14 protein-coding genes and 1 riboswitch are annotated in these 18017 nt (G+C 67.1%); of the genes, 7 read left to right on the top strand and 7 right to left on the bottom strand.

The annotated features are described in order from the left end of the window. A partial coding sequence (locus QE494_RS05180) for a pilus assembly protein (protein WP_300041843.1) occupies nucleotides 1–3572 on the top strand: 3572 nt, incomplete at its 5' end. Between the two features lie 155 nt (nucleotides 3573–3727). Further along, nucleotides 3728–4192 carry a type IV pilin protein gene (locus tag QE494_RS05175; RefSeq protein WP_300041842.1) on the top strand — a complete coding sequence of 155 codons (465 nt, stop codon included), beginning with the start codon at nucleotides 3728–3730 and terminating at the stop codon, nucleotides 4190–4192. A 51-nt stretch (nucleotides 4193–4243) separates the two neighbouring features. Here the strand turns inward: QE494_RS05175 and nrdR are convergent, their stop codons facing one another. The 3 genes from nrdR to QE494_RS05160 all read right to left on the bottom strand — a co-directional run bounded on the left by nrdR (nucleotide 4244) and on the right by QE494_RS05160 (nucleotide 7002). Next, a complete protein-coding gene (gene nrdR, locus QE494_RS05170) occupies nucleotides 4244–4693 on the bottom strand; it encodes a transcriptional regulator NrdR (RefSeq protein WP_300041841.1) in 450 nt (149 codons plus the stop codon). Nucleotides 4694–4734: 41 nt separating this feature from the next. Continuing rightward, nucleotides 4735–5979, bottom strand: a complete 1245-nt coding sequence (gene glyA, locus QE494_RS05165; protein ID WP_300041840.1) for a serine hydroxymethyltransferase — start codon at nucleotides 5977–5979, stop codon at nucleotides 4735–4737. Nucleotides 5980–6071: 92 nt separating this feature from the next. After that, a riboswitch (ZMP/ZTP riboswitch) is annotated at nucleotides 6072–6196 on the bottom strand. Nucleotides 6197–6234: 38 nt separating this feature from the next. Next, nucleotides 6235–7002, bottom strand: coding sequence for a lytic transglycosylase domain-containing protein (locus tag QE494_RS05160; RefSeq protein ID WP_300041839.1), 768 nt, complete (start codon nucleotides 7000–7002; stop codon nucleotides 6235–6237). A 412-nt stretch (nucleotides 7003–7414) separates the two neighbouring features. On the opposite strand from QE494_RS05160, the gene QE494_RS05155 reads away from it, so the two are divergent. After that, nucleotides 7415–10639 (top strand): DUF349 domain-containing protein, encoded by a 3225-nt coding sequence (locus QE494_RS05155; RefSeq protein WP_300041838.1) that lies wholly within the window; start codon nucleotides 7415–7417, stop codon nucleotides 10637–10639. Nucleotides 10640–10651: 12 nt separating this feature from the next. On the opposite strand, the gene QE494_RS05150 is transcribed toward QE494_RS05155, so the two are convergent. The 4 genes from QE494_RS05150 to QE494_RS05135 form a co-directional block, all read right to left on the bottom strand. Beyond that, on the bottom strand, nucleotides 10652–11434 hold the full coding sequence (locus QE494_RS05150) for a zinc-dependent peptidase (RefSeq protein WP_300041837.1): 783 nt from the start codon (nucleotides 11432–11434) through the stop codon (nucleotides 10652–10654). A gap of 44 nt (nucleotides 11435–11478) precedes the next feature. Further along, nucleotides 11479–12411: a UDP-2,3-diacylglucosamine diphosphatase gene (locus tag QE494_RS05145; protein ID WP_300041836.1), complete on the bottom strand. Its 933-nt coding sequence runs from the start codon at nucleotides 12409–12411 to the stop codon at nucleotides 11479–11481. A 12-nt stretch (nucleotides 12412–12423) separates the two neighbouring features. Then, nucleotides 12424–12930, bottom strand: coding sequence for a peptidylprolyl isomerase (locus QE494_RS05140; RefSeq protein WP_300041835.1), 507 nt, complete (start codon nucleotides 12928–12930; stop codon nucleotides 12424–12426). Nucleotides 12931–13160: 230 nt separating this feature from the next. Further along, the gene (locus QE494_RS05135) at nucleotides 13161–13676 is read right to left on the bottom strand and encodes a tetratricopeptide repeat protein (protein WP_300041834.1); all 516 of its coding nucleotides are present in this window, start codon (nucleotides 13674–13676) and stop codon (nucleotides 13161–13163) included. Between the two features lie 187 nt (nucleotides 13677–13863). Here QE494_RS05135 and cysS point away from each other — a divergent pair, with 187 nt between their 5' ends. The 4 genes from cysS to tilS all read left to right on the top strand — a co-directional run. Then, the gene (gene cysS / locus QE494_RS05130; protein ID WP_300041833.1) at nucleotides 13864–15240 is read left to right on the top strand and encodes a cysteine--tRNA ligase; all 1377 of its coding nucleotides are present in this window, start codon (nucleotides 13864–13866) and stop codon (nucleotides 15238–15240) included. A gap of 28 nt (nucleotides 15241–15268) precedes the next feature. Then, the gene (locus QE494_RS05125) at nucleotides 15269–15907 is read left to right on the top strand and encodes a DNA-3-methyladenine glycosylase (protein WP_300041832.1); all 639 of its coding nucleotides are present in this window, start codon (nucleotides 15269–15271) and stop codon (nucleotides 15905–15907) included. 45 nt (nucleotides 15908–15952) lie between these two features. Then, a complete protein-coding gene (locus QE494_RS05120) occupies nucleotides 15953–16930 on the top strand; it encodes an acetyl-CoA carboxylase carboxyltransferase subunit alpha (RefSeq protein ID WP_300041831.1) in 978 nt (325 codons plus the stop codon). A 232-nt stretch (nucleotides 16931–17162) separates the two neighbouring features. After that, nucleotides 17163–18017: tRNA lysidine(34) synthetase TilS (gene tilS / locus QE494_RS05115; protein ID WP_300041844.1), on the top strand; the 855-nt coding region annotated here is incomplete at its 3' end.

Here is an 18017-nt window from a genome sequence, read left to right as displayed (position 1 = left end):
TGGCCGTCGCGCTGGCACAGACCCCTGCGGCGAGTCAGGTGCCTGCACCTGCCCAATTGCCCCTGCGCAACCTCGCACAGCCGCCGGTCAAGCCCAACCTGATGGTCATGCTGGACGACTCTTCCTCAATGGGGCAGCAGTCCCTGCTTGAAGGCGGGTCGGCGAAGGTTGGCTCTTGGACCGTTACCTTGCCAAGCACTGGACGTATGGGCGCCCTCCACCCGAGCGATGTGGCGGTCACGAACATGACCTTCTCCGTCGGCCTTGTTCCCTCCGATCGCCAACCGCTTTCTTGGCAGCAGCGCGCGATGCGCTCACCGGACATCAATTCGCTTTATTACAACCCCGAGATCCGGTATCGCCCCTGGTTGAGGGCCGACGGCTCGCGCTACCCACAGGCTGATATCACCCAGGCCGCCGTGAACCCTAACTACCCGACCGGTGACCCTGACAAGCCACCCAACAGTTTGGGGGTGCCGGATTCGAACCGGATTGACCTCACGATGCCCCTCGTTGACTATTCCGGTCAGTGGTGCATCGGCGAAATGTTCGATTGCAGCCAAACCAGTGTCCGTTCCTATACCCCGGGTCTGTACTACCGCCTGCGGCGTGACGCGACGGGCTTCTTGGATCCGAGCCAGGCCGCCAGCTACCTTGAATTCGATATCAACGCCAGCCAGGGCCCGTTGCGAGGCCCCGGGCGCACCGACTGTGCCAACGAGCGATGCACACAAACCGAGGAGCGGCAAAACTTCGCCAACTGGTTTGTCTATTACCGTTCGCGCCATTACCTCGCCCGCGCCGCCCTGGGCGAGGCCCTCTTGTCCCAGAGCAATCGGGTGCGCGTCGGCTACGCACGCCTGTCGACCCGCGTGACAGGCGTATCCGTCGACGGCGCGGGCGACTACAAGATGATCAAGTCAGGTGTACGCGATTGGGACTTGGCGCAGAAGCAACGATTCGCCGATTGGCTCTATCAGGCGCCTATCGTAGGGGGGAGTACGCCGCTGGTCGCCGCCACAAAAGAGGTGGGCAGCTATTACGAGCGCTCGGACAGCGAAGGGCCTTGGGGCGAGACGCCGGGGAAGTTCTCCAGCGCGGTCCAGGCCAGCTGCCGGCGGTCCTACCTGCTCATGATGACCGACGGATTCTTTACAGACGGTACTGCGACCAACAAAAACATTGACAGCGAAGACGGGCCAGTGATCACGTTGGCGAACGGCAGCACCTGGCAGTACAAGCCCACACTGCCCTATATCGGACCCAACATCGACGCTCCCTCGGACGCCGCCCTGTCCTACTGGTACAGCGACCTGCGGCCTGACCTGCCCAACAAGGTGCCCGCCCGGCCGGACAACGAGGCCACCTGGCAGTCCATGAGCACCTACATCGTGGGCCTGGGCTTGCGGGGCCTGCTCGACCCAGCGACCGACCTGCCAGCCCTCACGAATGGCACCAAAGGCTGGGGCGGTAACCGTATTGACGACCTCTGGCACGCGGCTCTCAACAGCCGGGGCGCGTATTTCAGCGCCTTCGACACCGAGACCCTGGGCAAGTCCTTGCGCGATGCCTTCGCCAGCATGACCCGCCAAGACCAGAGCCAGGCCGGTGTGGTGGCGGCAACCGCCGATGCGGGTGCAGGCAATCGCCGCTACGCCACGGTCTTTCGCGCAGGCGACTGGAGTGGTGACCTGCTGGCGTACCCGCTTGGTGGCAGCAGCCCGCCGGTGACGCCGGCTTGGTCCGCCGAGCGCGCGCTGCCTGCCTGGGATCAGCGCAGGATCTTCATCTGGGACGACGGCCTGAAGTCGCCGGCGGCGGTTTCGTTTTCCCCTGAGGGCCTCAGTGCGACGCTGAAGTCTGCCATCGCTGCGGAGGAGGTACCCGCGCTTGTGAACTACCTGCGGGGCGACCGCATTCGTGAGGGGGACAGCGGTTGGCGGGTTCGCGGCGGTCTGCTCGGTGACTTCATCAACAGCACACCCGTGGTGGCCGGTAATGCGGCCGACCCGGACGCGGAGGCGATGCCCGACACCGACAAGTCCTATGCAGCCTACCTCGCGGGGGTGAAGAAGACCCGGGCGCGCGTGGTCTACGCCGGTAGCAACGGCGGCATGCTCCACGCCTTTCGCGACACGCCTGGCGCGAACGCAAGCCCCGAAGGACACGAGATCTTTGCCTACATTCCCCGCGCGGTTGCAGACGACCTCAAACGCCTGCGTGATCCGGAGTACGCCGTTTCGCTGGCGCAGCACCGCTACTTCGTCGACGGGCCGCTGCGACTGGCCGATGTGAAGGTCAGTTCGCCCCAGGCCAGCGGTGTGGGTTGGCGCAATTACCTGCTGGGGTCGACCGGGGCAGGAGCCCCGGCCGTCTTTGCCCTGGACGTGACCGACCCGTCGTCTTTGGGGCCGCTCACCCCGCGCTGGGAGATTCGCAATGCCACCCAGCCGAAGCTGGGCCATGTGCTGGCCCCAATCGCCACCGGCCAATTGCCCAATGGCAAGTGGGTGGCGATGTTCGGTAATGGCTATCGCAGCACCTATGACAGCCCCATGCCGCAGGCCCATTTGTTCGTGGTGGAGGTAGAGACCGGCGTGGTGCGAACCCTGGCGCTGCCAAAGACCACTGAGGCCAATGGCCTGGGCGGCGTGGCCTTGCGGCGCAACGAACAGGGGCTGGTCATCGGCGCCTACGCCGGCGACTTGACCGGACGCCTGTGGCGCTTCGATTACGACGAGCAAGACGCGGCCTTCTTCCGCGTTGGCCTGGGTGGGGAGCCCCTGTTCAAGGCGGCGACGGGCCAGGCCATCATGCAGGCGCCCTGGGTGCAGGTCTCGGGTCAGACGGTCCGGCTCGCTTTTGGCACTGGCCGGCTGATCACGGACCAGGATGCGAATGGCAAGACCGTCCAGGCGGTCTACGTGGTCGAGGACCGGGTCAATGAGACATTGAGCCGCCCTCTGGGGCCTGACCAGTTGGAGGCGCGGGAGCTCTCCCTCCTGACCTTGGCGGATGCCAAGGCGGGGAGTACCTTTTTCCAGGTCTCCACGCCGACCATCGACTGGGCCCAGAGGCGCGGCTGGCGTCTGCCACTCACGGGCGAGGGCGTGCCGGCGGGCCTGCGTGTGCTGCAACCCCTGCAGCCTCTGGTTAAGGGCAACGATTTGCTGCTCATCGCCGCCGAATCCCCCGCCGTCGCCGGCGATCCCTGCGACCTGGCGCAAGGCAAGGGCGTGAACCTGCTGCTCAAGGCCTCCGGCGGCCCTGCGCCCACGCGCCCGATCTTGGACACCACCGGCGATGGCGTTGTGAACAGCTCGGATTCCGCGCTGGCGGCTGGTTACCAGACGGTCGCGGATGGAGCCGATGCCGTTTTACTCCCCCAGTCGTCCTCGGGGACCAACTCGGGGGGGACATCGGGGACCGGATCGACCACGGGCGGTTCGGCAACGAAGTGCGCGAAGCAACTGCAAATCTTGGGAAGCAACGAGAGCATGGCCGTTTGCGCGTCTGGCAGCGGTGCCCTCAAAGCCCGCGTGTGGCGGCGGATCCTTCAGCCGCCGTTCTGAAGGCGTTCCCGTCGACGTTCGCATCCGCCCATCCCATGCTTTACCAGACGCCACGCCACATGCAAGAGCAAATACAAGAGCAAACACACACGCTCAGGTCAACACCCGCGCACAAGCCCGTTCAGAAAGCCGTTCAGAAAGCCGTTCAGAAGCCTGTGCAGACGGAAACCCGAAAACCCCGGCACCATGCCCCGTCGCGCGGTTTCTCGCTGACCTTGTTGGGTGGGTTCTCGCTCATCGAACTGTTGATCGCGGTGGCCTTGGTCGGCATCTTGGCAGGCATTGCCTACCCCGCCTACACCAGCCATGTCCAGCGCGCCCACCGGGCCGAGGCGCGGGCTGTCCTGCTCGAGGCCGCGCAGTACATGGAGCGTTACTACTCAGCCAAGACGAGCTACGCCTCTGCCAGCCTTCCCGATCGCCTGATTAATTCACCCGCAGGGTCTACTGCAGCGGATGCCCGCTACACGCTGGCTGTTATCTCCGACGCCACCTCGTTCACGCTCACCGCCACGCCCAAGAAAGCCGATGGCTGCGGTGCGCTCACCATCAATCAGCTTGGGGTGCGCGGGGCCCCGAGCCCAGTGTCTGGCATGACGGCAGAAAGCTGCTGGCGCTGAAGGCCATGCCGGCCTGACCCCGCCTATGCATAGGCGAGCCGCAACCTTGTCTCAGCGCCGCACTTCCTCGACCAGGGTGCGGAACTCGTCGATGTCTTCGAAGCTGCGGTAGACGCTGGCAAAGCGCACATAGGCCACCTTGTCCAGGCGCTTGAGCTCACGCATGACCAACTCGCCGATGCGGGTGGACGGCACTTCACGCACCCCCATATTGAGCAGCTTTTCCTCGATGCGCTCGATGGCCGAGTCGACCTGCTCGGTGCTCACCGGCCGCTTGCGTAGGGCCAGGTTCATCGAGCCCACCAGCTTGCTGCGGTCGAACTCGATGCGCCGTCCGTCTTTTTTCACCACCGCAGGGAAGGTGACGTCCGGCCGCTCGTAGGTGGTAAAGCGCTTCTCGCAGTGGGCGCACTGGCGCCGCCGGCGGATGAACAGCCCGTCTTCGGCCACGCGGGTCTCGACCACCTGGGTCTCGGCGTTGCCGCAGAAGGGACATTTCATGGGTTTGCTCCTGGGCGCCGGCGATGCAAGTGGCGAGGGCTTTAGCCGTAGACCGGGAAGCGGCTGGTCAGCGCATGGACCTTCTCGCGCACCGCGGCGATGTTGGCCTCGTCGCGCGGCTTGTCAAGCACATCGGCGATCAGGTTCGCGGTCATGCGCGCCTCTTCTTCCTTGAAGCCGCGAGTGGTCATGGCCGGAGTGCCGATGCGCACGCCGCTGGTGACCATCGGCTTTTCGGGATCGTTGGGAATAGCGTTCTTGTTGATGGTCATGTGCGCATTGCCCAGCACTGCCTCGGCTTCCTTGCCGGTAATGCCCTTGGCCCGCAGGTCGACCAGCATCACGTGGCTCTCGGTGCGTGCGCTCACGATGCGAAGGCCGCGTTGGGTCAGGGTCTCGGCCACGGTCTGAGCGTTCTTGATCACCTGTTGCTGGTAGATCTTGAACTCAGGGGCCAGCGCCTCCTTGAAGGCCACCGCCTTGGCGGCAATGACGTGCATCAGCGGGCCGCCCTGCAGCCCCGGGAAGATGGCGGAGTTGATCGCCTTCTCGTGCTGGGCCTTCATCAAGATGATGCCGCCGCGCGGGCCGCGCAGGCTCTTGTGGGTGGTCGAGGTCACCACATCGGCATGCGGCACTGGGTTGGGGTAGACGCCGGCGGCAATCAGGCCGGCATAGTGGGCCATGTCGACCAGGAAGATCGCGCCGACATCACGGGCCACCTTGGCGAAGCGCTGGAAGTCGATGCGCAGGGAGTAGGCCGAGGCACCAGCGATGATGAGCTTCGGTTTGGACTCGTGGGCCTTGCGCTCCATCGCTTCGTAGTCGATCTCTTCCTTGTCATTCAGACCGTAGGAAACGACATTGAACCACTTGCCCGACATGTTCAGCGGCATGCCGTGGGTCAGGTGGCCGCCCTCGGCCAGGCTCATGCCCATGATGGTGTCGCCCGGCTTGAGGAAGGCCAGGAACACCGCCTCGTTGGCCGAGGCGCCGCAGTGCGGCTGCACGTTGGCGGCGTCGGCGCCAAACAGTTGCTTGACCCGGTCGATGGCCAGTTGCTCGGCGATGTCGACGTTCTCGCAGCCGCCGTAGTAACGCTTACCAGGGTAGCCCTCGGCGTACTTGTTGGTCAGCTGGGTGCCCTGGGCCGCCATCACGGCGGGGGAGGCGTAGTTCTCGCTGGCGATCAGCTCGATGTGCTCTTCCTGGCGGCGGTTCTCGGCCTGAATGGCGGCGAACAGCTCAGGGTCGGTTTGTTCGATGAGGTGGTTGCGGTGGAACACGGCGGCGGTCCTGTAAGAGGTGGCTCCCTGAGGCCGGTCGGGGTGGTCGGCAGGGCGGCGGCAGGCGACGCCCGGACGATGTCCGGCCGGATCAGGGCTGCCCAGGCGAACGGCTGAACCGGCGTGAGCCGGGGCACGCTCCCCCGTGGTGACCCACGTCGGCCAGGGCATGCCCACCGGGGGCAAGCCGCGCCTATCGCCAGTCGCGTGCACCCGAAGTGTAGCCCAGGGCCCGTGCGATTCGGCCCGGACCGATCAGGACGGTGGCGGGGCGGAAGGGTTGTTGCTGCGAGCTGCCAGCGGCACTGTCTGACCAGCGGCGACCTGCCGCAGCCGCTCGTGCTCGGCCAGAACCTTCTCGACATAGCCGCCGTCTTCGGTTTCCGGGCCAGCGCCCACATACAGACGCAGGCCGCCTTCGACCGAGCCACCACGCGTGATGCAGTCTTGCAGCACCTTCACCCCCACCCGCAAGTTGCTCACCGGGTCGAAGGCGGCGAGCTTGCCGCCGAACAGACCGTACTTCTCGGCATGCACCTTGGTCATTACCTGCATCAGGCCCTGGGCGCCCACCGGGCTCTGGGCGAACGGATTGAAGCTCGACTCGACCGCCATCACCGCCAGGATCAGGGTCGGGTCTATCTTGTACTTGCTGCCCAGCTCATAGGACTCGGCCACCAGGGCGCTGATCGGCTCAGGCGCGACCCGGTACTTTTTGCTGAGCCAGTAGGCGACGGCCGCCTGCTGCTTGGGCAATTCCCGCGGATCGGTCGCGGTGGCTCGCTCGATCCCGGTGAGGTCGGCCACGATGCCCATGGCGTCTGCCTGCCGGGCCTGCAGCCAGGTCATCAGCTGGGCCTCGCCTGAGCTGCGCAGGTCTGGCTTGAAGGCGAAGGCTGCGGCGACAAAGACCACCACCACACCCAAGAGGGCGAAGCCGTTGTGGGTGATTTCGAAAAAGCCCTCGGCGACGTCGGTGGCGAAGGTGCGAAGCCCGTCGCGGAATCTTTCAAACGCGGTCATGGCGTTTCCTTTTTTGTACGGGATGGCCTCGTCGTCCGCTCCTGCTTGGAAGTCGGGGCATCGCCAGGGTCGCGTCGCGCCAGGGGGCGCTGCGACTCGTCTCATCGCCGCGGGAGTTCCAGCGCCGGGGGCGCAGGGTGGACTCGGGTCGTGGCAGTGGGTGTGCCCGCCGGTGCGGTTACTTCGGGTTTATCCGGTGGGGGCGGGCGGATTCTAGGAAGCTCTCAAATACCTGGTCAAGAATAAAAAGCCCTTTCTTTATGCGAATAAAGGGCGCATCCATCCTGCCCTGCAGTCGGGTCAAGGGCTTGCAGGCCCGGTTTCCCGGTGAAAATACGCGTTTAGCCCTCAGTCTGGCCGGCGCCTCCTGCCCGGCCATTTGACCATGGGCCCTGCTGACCCTCCCAGACCTGTGAGTACCTTGTCCTCCAACCCCCAACTGCAGGCCCTCGACGGCCTGACCGGTGGCGTGTTCACCGCCCCGACCTCCGGCGAACGCGCCGCCCGCCTGCGCCAGTGGCTCGACTCCGACCCCGCGCCCGAGCGCCTGCAGGAGGTCTTCAAGGAACTCAGCGCCCGCGACAAGGGCGCTGCCCGTGTCCTGCGGGAGCGGCTCGACGAATTGCGGCGCGCCCGCGACCAGGAGGCCATCGCCGCTGATTGGGCCGCGCGCGGCCAGACCTTGCTGGAGCAGGTCAAGCTCAACATCGCCGACGCAATGGCCTGGCAACGGGACGCGGCCAAAGCCGGCGCCCCCCTGAGCCGGGAGCCACTGGCCAGCCTCAAGGTTCGCCTGGCGGACCGGGTCAAAGGCATCGAGGACCTGCAGCACCGGGTACAGGTGCAGCGCGAGGCGGCAGTGTTGCTGGCCCAGCGCATCGAGGTGCTTTCTACCAAGTCCTGGAAGGACGCTCTGGCGGCTTCCGACGCCTTGCGCGCCGACGTGCCAGCGTGGCAGACCCAGGCCCAGGCGCTGGTTGAAGACGCGGCCTGGCCCAGCATCGACATGCGCTTTCCGCCGCAACTCGACGCCTCGCGCGGTCAGTTGCAAGTGGTGTGGGAGGCCTTTCAAACGGTGCTGGCGCAGGCCGTCGCCGCGGCGGCGGATTCCGCCGCGCCCCTGCCACCGGTGCCGGTTTGGGCTGATGAGTTGCGCCAAGGACGCGGCCAGTCAGCCGAGGCCGGCGCGGGCGCCGCGCCGCGTCCCCCGAAGCCGCCAGTGGATCCGCAGCGCAAGGCCCAGGCTGATGCTGCGGTGGGTGCCGCGCTCGAGCGGCTCGAGAAGGAAGTTGCCGAGGGCCATGGCAAGGCGAGCACCGGCGCCGCCGCTGCGTTGCGCCAGGCGCTCAAGGACCACGGCCGCCTGATTGATTCGGCGCTGGACCAGAAGGCGCAGTCCGCGCTGGCCGCCGCAGGCGAGCTGGAAGGGTGGCAGCGTTGGCGCACCGACCAGCTGCGCCAGGAATTGGTGAACAAGGCCGAGGCCCTGTTCGAGACTGTGCCGGGGGCAGCACCCGCCACGGGCCGACGCAAAGCGGCCAAGCCTGCCGAGCCCGACGAGGGGCAGCCTGTCTCCGAGGGGGCGCTGTCAGAGTCGTTGCCGGCGCCTGCGCCGGCCCCCGATGCGGGCGAGCCCGTTGCAGTGGCCGCAGAGGCGCTGAGCCCCGAGGCGAACAGCACTGAGGCCAGCAGCCCCGAGATCGTCGCTTCCGAAGTGACTGCGCTTGACGCAGCCGCGTCGGAGGCAGTTGCTTCTGAGGCAGCTGCTCCTGAGGTCGTCGTTCCCGAGGCTGTCGCTCCCCAGGCGATCGCTTCAGATGCCATATCCCCCGAGGCCACAGACACTGACGTCTCCGCACCGCAGGCCGCTGCCTCTGAGGCCGTGTCGACCGAGTCGGGCGCCACGACAGAAATCGGGTCAGAGCCACAAACCCGCGCCCGCCGTCCGGCACCCAAGGCGCTTGCCCAGCCCGTTCAAAGGCGGCCGCGTTTCGGCGGCCGCAAGATGCAGGAAGAGTTGCGTCAACTGCGCGAGCAATGGAAGCAGTTGGACAAGGGCGCGGCCCCCAACCACGGTCTTTGGAAGCGGTTCGATGAGGCCTGCAACCGCGCCTATGCTGTGGTCGAAGAGTGGCTGCAAAAGGTCAAGGCCGAGTCGGCTGAGCAGCGGGCCAAGCGGCTGGCCCTGATTGAGGAGCTTCAGGCCTGGGCGGGCGCTCACGCCGGCGCGTCGACTCCCGACTGGAAGGCTCAGGTCCGTGCCCTGCAGCAGTTTGACTCCCGCTGGCGCGACGCGGGTCATTTGAGCGAAAAGGCTTTCGCCGAGCTGCAACCCCAGTGGAAGCAAGCCATGCACGCGGCGTACGGCCCGCTGGCCGAGGCCCAGAAGCAGAGCCTGGCGCGTCGCCAGGCGCTGGTGGCGGAAGCGCAGGCCCTGGGCGCCGCGCCGCAGCTGCGCATCGACGCGGTCAAGTCATTGCAGCAGCGCTGGCAGGCGGAGGCCCACACGGTGCCGCTCGATCGGCGCCAAGAGCAAAAGCTGTGGGACGCATTCCGCCAGCCGATCGACGAGGCCTTCTCCCGCAAGGGCCAGGAGCGTGAGCGCGCCGCTTCCGCCCTGAGTGACCGGGACCGCACGGTGCTCGAGGCTTCGCGCGCGCTGGAGGCCGCGAATGCGTCCGGCGACGCCAAGCGGATCCGGGATGCACTGGCTGCGCTGGAGGCTGCGCTGAGTGGTCAGGCCCAGGCGCGGGCTGAACTGGCGGCCACGCCGGCTGTGCAGGTACCTGCTGCCGGCGCGGGTCCCGCCAGTGCTTCGGCACCTGCCTCCGAGTCTGGTGAGCCGGCCGGTGTCGGTTCGGACGCGGCAGGCGCAGAGGGCACAAGCCCCGACGCTGCGGCAGAGGCCCCCGCGGCCGATGCCGCCCCGGCAGCGCCTGCGCCCGCACCCAAACCCGCCCCGCGCCCGGTGGTGGCCATGCGCGGTGACGATCGCCCCGGCATGAAGCGGGCCGAACCCCAGGCACCCGGCAGGCCCGGCCGACCCGGCGAGCGTGGCCAAGACCGAGGCCGCTTCGGCGACCGAGGGCGTGATGGCGGACGGGACGGCGGACGAGATGGCGGACGAGATGGCGGTCGCGACGGTGGTCGTTTTGGCGCGCCCCGCGAGGACCGCGGCCCGCGCTTGGGCGATGTCGCCTTCCGTGCCCAGCGAGATGCGATGGAGCATGCCCAGGCAACCCTGCGCAAGCTGGCTGCCCAGGCTCACGGCGAGTCCCTGGTCCAGCTGCTCACGGCCTGGGAGCAGCGCGCGGGCGACCAGGTGCCGGCACAGGCGGCCTTGGGCAAGTCGGTCAACCCTGCGGTGCGTGGCAGCTGGGTGCAGGCCTTGTCGTCGGCGCCGGCGGGCGACGCCAGCGAGGCTTTGTTGCGGCTGGAGATGGCGGCCGAAGTGCCGACGCCGGCCGAGCAACTCTCTGCGCGCCGGATGCTCCAGCTTCAGCTGCTGACCCGACGCAACGACCCGTCCCCGGCCCAGACCTGGGGGCAAGACGCCGCCCGGGTTCTGGCCAGTGCGCACCAGCCGCAGGCGGCGCGCCGCCTGCAGAACGCACTCAAGGCGCTGATGCGCGGATGACGCCTGCCCGCTTCAAGCCTGTGGACGGAAGAACCCGTCGAACAGCGCTTGCAGCGGCGGAAACTCCTGCGTGAAGCGCTCGGGGTTCACGAAGTAGGCCTCACACGCCACTGCGAAAAATTCGTCCACCCCCTCGGCGCCATAGGGGTCGAGCCAGGTGGGCTCGCCGCTGAACCGCTCGGCCACCAGCACCCGCTCCCGAAAGGCCGCGTGCTCGGCCTCGATGCAGGCCCGCCAGGCCTCCCGTGCTTTGCGCGAGGGCAGAGGCGGGCAGCCGTCGGGTACGCCGTCGCGCATGTCGATCTTGTGGGCAAATTCATGGATCACGACGTTGTAGCCCTCGGCGAACCGGTGGCCGGCCTCGCGCACATCCTCCCAGGACAGCATCACCGGCCCTTGGTCCATGGCCTCGCCGGCCAGTACTTCGTCCCAGTCGTGGACAACACCGGTCTCGTCGGCCTGGCTGCGCCGGGCCACCACCTGCCCGGGATGGACCACGATACCAACGAAATCGTCGTACCAGTGCAGGCCGAGATGCAAAACCGGCAACACCGCCTGGGCTGCGATCGACAGCGCGATCCGGTCGGTAATGACCAGACCCTGCCCGTGAAACTCTTTCTCGCGCAGAAAGCGGCCTGCGAGATCCCGCAGCCGCTCGCGTTCCGCGATGGGACGCGCCGCCAGAAAGGGAAAGTCGGCCAGCACCTCCTCCCACAGCGCGTCGGGAATGGGCGCCTGCTGTCGCTGCCTGCGCCAATTGCGCCAATTGCGCCAGTGATCGAGGAGTGAGGCCATGGTGTCGGTGCCGGTTCCGTGCGGGAGGCAGGACCTGCGCCGCCTCAGGCGCCAGAGTCTGCCAGTCTGAGGCGCTGGAACTGACCTTGCGTGTCCAGACGCAGGACTTCGGCGCGCGGTGGCTGGGCCCCGGCGTCCCAGTCGGAGAGCACCCGGCGCACAAGGCCATCTCCGAGCTCGTGCTCCGCGGGTCGGTGGGTATGCCCGTGCACCAGTGTGTCGGCACCGGCCTGGTGCAGCCACTGCCGGGACATGTGCGTGTCGGCGTCGGCATAGGTTGGCTGCTCGCGATGGCGCGCTTCACTCTGGGCGCGCAGGTCACGCGCCAGGGCCTCGCGCTCGGCCAGGGGCCGACTCAGCAGGGCCTCAATCCAGGCCGGGTCCCGCACCTGGGCGCGAAAGCGCTGGTAGTCGACATCGTCCAGGCACAGCGCGTCGCCGTGTGAGAGCAGCACCTTGCGCGGGCCGAACACCAGTAGCGCCGGGTCGGCCAGACGCTGCGTACCGGTAGCAGCGGCGAAGCCCTCACCCAGCAGAAAATCGCGGTTGCCGTGGAGAAAGTAAATCGGTCGCTGTCGGCTGGCCGCGCGCAGCATCTGGGCGCAGGTGTCGGCGAAGCTGTCGGCGAAGGTGTCGTCGAAGGAGCGCGCCCGGTCGACGGAGCCCTCAGTTGTGGCTGTGTCCGCGTCAGTGTCAACGCCCGCGCCATCCGCGGGGCGAAGGCCCGTCAGTCCTGTGTCTTGGGCGGCAGCGGAGGACCCCAGTGCTCGCAAGCAGTCATCGCCCGGCCAGACCTCGAACAGGTCGCCGAGGATGAAGACCGCGTCGGCCGGGGTCTGCGCCAGATAGCGGCCCCAGGCGGCCAGCGTCGCCGGGTCGCCGGCATGCAGGTGCAGGTCAGAGACAAAGTCGACCTGGCGCCAGCCAGGCGCGGCGCGGACTTCGCCGAGCGCTGGGAGAGGGCCGGCCTGCACCATGGGCCGCAGGGCTTAGAGCGCGACGGCCTTCTCGATCACGATCGGGTCGACCGGCACGTCGCCGTGGAAGCCGCGCTTGCCGGTCTTGACCTTCTCGAGCTTGTCGACGATGTCGGTGCCGCCCACCACCTTGCCAAACACCGCATAGCCCCAGCCTTGGGCGCTCTTGGCAGTGTGGTCGAGGAAGTCGTTGTCGGTGGTGTTGATGAAGAACTGCGCCGTTGCCGAATGCGGGTCGCTGGTGCGCGCCATCGCGATCGTGTAGTGCTTGTTCTTCAGGCCGTTGTCGGCCTCGTTCTGGATCGTCGCGTCGGTGCCCTTTTGCTTCATCTCGGGGTCAAAGCCGCCGCCCTGAACCATGAAGCCGCGGATCACGCGGTGGAAGATGGTGCCGTCGTAGTGGCCCTTCTTGACGTAGGCGAGGAAGTTGGCCGCGCTCTTGGGTGCCTTCTCGGCGTCGAGCTCGAGGGTGATCACGCCCTGGCCGGCAATATGCAATTCGACCTTGGGTTGGGTCATGGTTTTTCCTTTGGGGGTTGGGTTCCTGGAGGCAGCAGGCGCAGCGGGCCGCGCCGAGCTGCTCGTGACGGTTTGGGCAAGAGCGGGCGCCAGGCTCAAGCCGCCTGCAAGCAGGCCGGCGCTGGTCACCAGGCTGCGGCGTAGCTGTGAAGGCTGGCGAGCAGACGTGCCTGTGGGCTGGTCCGATGACTGGCCTGCGGGCCGGTTTGTCATGGAGGGGGGCTTGGAGCTCATTTCAGTGCCTCGCTGACCCGCGCTTGCTTGGCGGTGTTACGCACCCGAAGCGCGGGGTCGAGTGCCTGTGAATCACGCCAGGCGCGCAGCGCCAGGCGGGCGTGGACATCGCCGAGGTTGTCGAGGGCGGCGGCGTAGTTGGGGCGGACCCGCAGCGCTTGCTGGAGCAGGGCCAGGGCCTCGTCGAGGCGACCTTCATCAGCTTTCAGCACCGCGAGGTTGTTGTAGGGCTCGGCCAATTCGGGGTAGGCCTGGGTCAGCGCGGTGTAGGCGGCCATGGCCTCGGTGCTGCGGCGGGCATCCTGCAGTGCGACGCCGCGCAGGAACAGCATTTGCGGATCACGTTCGTTGGACTGCAGATAGCTCTCTGCGCGGGTGAGCGCCCCGGCCGGATTGCCGGCGCGCAGGAGTCGGCTCACCTCGTCGTAGTCGGCCTGGTCGGCGAATGCGACGGCAGGCACAAGCAGCAAGGAAAGCAGGGCAGCGGAGAGGGAGGGCAGTCCGGCGGGCATCGGGCGGTGAGTGGTCGCTCGCGCGACGGGAGGTCAGCGCAGGGCCTTATACTGACGCTGATTGTAGCCTTGGCAACCCTGCAAAAAGGCCTGCACAGGTTTCCAGCCAGGGTGACTGCCGCCGCCGGATAACCCGTCCGCCAGCCCCGCAGCCCGCCCGCCAGAGGCACACACCCCGTTCACATTCATGAGTCTGCGCATCTACAACACGCTGTCGCGTGCGCTGGAGGAGTTTTCGCCTCTGGAGCCTGGCCATGTACGCATGTATGTCTGCGGGATCACGGTCTATGACCGTTGCCATGTCGGCCATGCCCGAGCCAACGTGGCCTTTGACATTGCCCAGCGCTGGCTCAGGGCCAGCGGCCTGCGCGTGACCTTCGTGCGCAACATCACCGACATTGACGACAAGATCATCCGTCGTGCGGTGGAAAACGGCGAGACGGTGCGCGGCCTCACTGACCGCATGATCGCGGCCATGTACGAGGACTTCGACGCCCTGGACATTGAGCGCCCCACCCACGACCCGCGCGCCACCGACTATGTGCCCCAGATGCTCGACATCGTTCGTCGCCTGGAGGACAAGGGCCTGGCCTACCGCACGCCCTCGGGGGATGTGAACTTTGCGGTGCGGCGCTTTCCGGGTTACGGCAAGCTCTCCGGCAAGTCGCTGGACGAACTTCAGGCCGGCGAGCGGGTGGCCGTGGCCGACGGCAAGGAGGACCCGCTGGACTTCGTGCTGTGGAAATCGGCCAAGCCCACCGAGCCTGCCGATGCCCGCTGGGACAGCGCCTACGGTGCCGGCCGGCCAGGCTGGCACATCGAGTGCTCTGCGATGTCGTGTGCCCTGCTGGGGGAGACCTTTGACATTCATGGCGGTGGCGCCGACCTCACCTTCCCCCACCACGAGAACGAGATCGCGCAAAGCGAGGGCGCCAACGGCGTGCCCCTGGCCCGCTGGTGGATGCACAACGGCTTTGTGAATGTGGACAGCGAGAAGATGTCCAAGTCGCTGGGCAACTTCTTCACCATCCGCGAGGTGTTGGAAAAGTTCGACGCCCAGACATTGCGCTTTTTCATTGTTCGCACGCACTACCGCAGCCCGCTCAATTACAGCGACGTACACTTGGACGACGCGCGTGGTGCGCTGCGCCGCCTCTACACCGCCCTCGACGCAGTGCCGCCCGAGGCGGTGCAGATTGACTGGGCCGAACCCCATGCCGCACGCTTCAAGGCGGCGATGGACAACGACCTGGGCACGCCCGACGCGGTGGCCGTTCTCTTTGAACTGGCAGGCGAAGTCAATCGCAAGCGTGACCCGAAGCTGGCCGGGCTGCTGCGCGCGCTTGGCGGCTGCCTGGGCTTGCTGCAAGGCAATCCGCGCGATTTTCTGCGTGCCGGCGCGACGCTGGACGAGGCCACCATTGCCAGCCTGATCGCCGAGCGCGCTGCCGCCAAGGCCAGCCGCGACTTTGCCGGGGCCGACCGCATCCGCGCCGACCTGCTTGCGCGCGGCATTGTTCTCAAAGACTCCGCCGCTGGCACCACCTGGGAGGCTGCCGCATGAGCGTGGACGCATCAAGAGGAGTTGCGCAATGAGCCAGACGCCTCCACTGGCCACGCCCGACTACTGGGAGGAGGCCTGTCGCCATCTGGCCCGCAAGGACCGGGTGATGAAGCGCCTGATTCCGCAGTTTGGCAACGCCTGCCTGCAGTCCCGGGGCGACCCCTTCACCACCCTGGCCCGCAGCATCGTCGGCCAGCAGATCTCGGTGAAAGCGGCCCAGAGTGTTTGGGACCGCTTTGCCAAGCTGCCGCGCAAGGTGAGCCCCGGCAATGTCTTGCGCCTCAAGGTCGACGATATGCGTGCGGCCGGCCTGTCGGCCCGCAAGATCGAGTACCTGGTCGACCTGGCGCTGCACTTTGACTCTGGCGCGATCAAGGTCGACTCCTGGACCGCCATGGAGGACGAGGCCATCATCGCCGAGTTGGTGGGCATCCGCGGCATCGGCCGCTGGACGGCCGAGATGTTCCTGATTTTTCACCTGATGCGGCCGGACGTGCTCCCGCTCGACGATGTGGGCCTGATCAACGGCATCAGCCAGAGCTATTTTTCTGGTGACCCTGTCAGCCGCAGCGACGCTCGGGAAGTCGCCCAGGCCTGGGCCCCTTACAGAAGCGTCGCCACTTGGTATATTTGGCGCTCGCTCGATCCCGTGCCTGTCGACTACTGACTGGCCCGGCGGGCACCGGGCGGCATGCGTCCAGAGGAGAAAAATTTGGCCAAGAAAAGCTTCCTTGATTTTGAGCAGCCCATCGCCGAGCTCGAGAGCAAGATCGAGGAACTGCGCTACGTGCAGACCGAGTCGGCCGTCGACATCTCCGACGAGATCGACCAGCTGTCCAAGAAGAGCCAGCAGCTCACGAAAGACATCTACAGCGATCTCACCCCCTGGCAAATCACCAAGATCGCCCGCCACCCCGAGCGTCCCTACACCCTGGACTACCTCGGCGAAATCTTCACCGACTTCATCGAACTGCACGGCGACCGGCACTTTGCCGACGACCAGTCCATCGTCGGCGGCCTGGCCCGCTTCAATGGCAATGCCTGCGTGGTGCTGGGCCACCAGAAGGGCCGCGACACCAAGGAGCGCGCCGCGCGTAACTTCGGCATGAGCCGGCCCGAGGGCTATCGCAAGGCGCTGCGCCTCATGAAAACCGCCGAGAAGTTCAAGCTGCCGGTGTTCACCTTCGTGGACACGCCGGGCGCCTTCCCCGGCATCGACGCCGAGGAGCGCGGCCAGTCCGAGGCGATTGGCCGCAACATCTACGAGATGGCCCAACTTCAGGTGCCCATCATCTCGACCATCATCGGCGAGGGCGGCTCCGGTGGCGCATTGGCCATCTCCGTCGCCGACCAAGTGCTGATGCTTCAATACTCGGTCTACTCGGTGATCAGCCCTGAGGGCTGCGCCTCCATTCTCTGGAAGACGGGCGACAAGGCGCAGGAGGCCGCCGAGGCCATGGGCATCACCGCGCACCGCCTCAAGGCGCTGGGCGTTATTGACAAGATCGTGAGCGAGCCGGTGGGTGGCGCCCACCGCGACACCAAGCAGATGGCTGCCTTCCTCAAGCGCGCGCTCGGCGACGCCTGGCGCCAGGTCGCCGACCTCAAGCCGAAGGAACTGCTCGATCGGCGCTACGAGCGGCTGCAAAGCTATGGCCGCTTCACCGACACCAAGTCCGGCGGACGCTGAGCCTGCGGGTCTGCCTGCCGCCCTGGCTGCGGCAAGAAAGTCCGCCCTCATTGCCCTCGCCGAGTTGGCGGGGTCCGCATCATCTGCGGCAAATCCGGCAAATCCGGCATATCCGGCATATCCGGCAGGTACGGTCAATGCGGGCGCTGCGGCCCCTGAGTCGTCTTCCGCTGGTTCCGACGCCAGCCGAGGGCCCCGTCCGCGGGCCCCAGCAACCGAAGCCCTCCATCCCCTGGCAGTCGCCTTCAGTGGCGGCGCCGATTCCACCGCTTTGCTGCGGCTGGCCTGTGACATTGCCCCGGGCCGGGTGCAGGCCTTTCACATTCACCATGGCCTGCAGGCCGCAGCCGACGACTTTGAGCGCCATTGCGTCACCCTCTGCTCGGCCTGGCAGGTGCCGCTTGCGGTGGTTCGGGTCCAGGCCCGGCATGCCCCCGGCGAGAGCCCGGAGGACGCGGCCCGCCGCGCCCGCTATGCGGCCCTGGCCGAGGCCGCCCGCACACACCGGGCACAGCGCGTCTGGCTGGGCCAGCATGTCGACGATCAGGTCGAAACCCTGCTCTTGGCGCTAAGCCGCGGTGCCGGTCTGCCGGGCCTGGCCGCCATGCCGGCGCGCTTCGAGCGAGACGGCGTTCACTTCGAGCGGCCGCTGCTGTCCGTGCCCTCCGCCGACTTGCGCGCCTGGCTGAAGGCTCTGGGTGTTGGCTGGGTCGAGGACCCGAGCAACCAGAACGCCGGCTTTACCCGCAACCGCATCCGCCTGCAACTCATGCCCGCTTTGGAGGCTGCCTTCCCGCAGTTTCGTGAGACCTTTGCCCGTTCCGCCCGCCATGCGGCCCAGGCCCAGGTCCTGCTGGAGCAGGTGGCCGCGCAAGACCTGGCCACGGCTCTGGCGCCGACTGCAGAGGGAGAAGGGGGCAGGAAGGGCGGGGAGGGCGCAGGCCTGCCGATTGCAGCGCTGCACGCGTTCACGCGGGAGCGCCAGGCGAACCTGCTGCGGTATTGGCTGCGCGCAGTGCACCACACCGCGCCCACCGCCGCCCAGCTCGAGGAGGTGCTTAGCCAGGTGGCGGCCTGCCGCACCCGG

This window comes from Ramlibacter sp., assembly GCF_029866045.1.
Taxonomy (GTDB): Bacteria; Pseudomonadota; Gammaproteobacteria; order Burkholderiales; family Burkholderiaceae_C; genus Ramlibacter.
Note: the sequence above shows the minus strand (reverse complement) of the source record. Positions and strands in the feature narration are given on the sequence as shown.

Excerpts from the sequence above, each read along its gene's own strand:
- QE494_RS05140 (WP_300041835.1), bottom strand. The coding sequence starts at position 12,930 with ATGACCCAACCCAAGGTCGAATTGCATATTGCCGGCCAGGGCGTGATC.
- QE494_RS05135 (WP_300041834.1), bottom strand. The coding sequence starts at position 13,676 with ATGCCCGCCGGACTGCCCTCCCTCTCCGCTGCCCTGCTTTCCTTGCTG.
- QE494_RS05150 (WP_300041837.1), bottom strand. The coding sequence starts at position 11,434 with ATGGCCTCACTCCTCGATCACTGGCGCAATTGGCGCAATTGGCGCAGG.
- QE494_RS05125 (WP_300041832.1), top strand. The coding sequence starts at position 15,269 with ATGAGCCAGACGCCTCCACTGGCCACGCCCGACTACTGGGAGGAGGCC.
- cysS (WP_300041833.1), top strand. The coding sequence starts at position 13,864 with ATGAGTCTGCGCATCTACAACACGCTGTCGCGTGCGCTGGAGGAGTTT.
- QE494_RS05145 (WP_300041836.1), bottom strand. The coding sequence starts at position 12,411 with ATGGTGCAGGCCGGCCCTCTCCCAGCGCTCGGCGAAGTCCGCGCCGCG.
- QE494_RS05160 (WP_300041839.1), bottom strand. The coding sequence starts at position 7,002 with ATGACCGCGTTTGAAAGATTCCGCGACGGGCTTCGCACCTTCGCCACC.
- nrdR (WP_300041841.1), bottom strand. The coding sequence starts at position 4,693 with ATGAAATGTCCCTTCTGCGGCAACGCCGAGACCCAGGTGGTCGAGACC.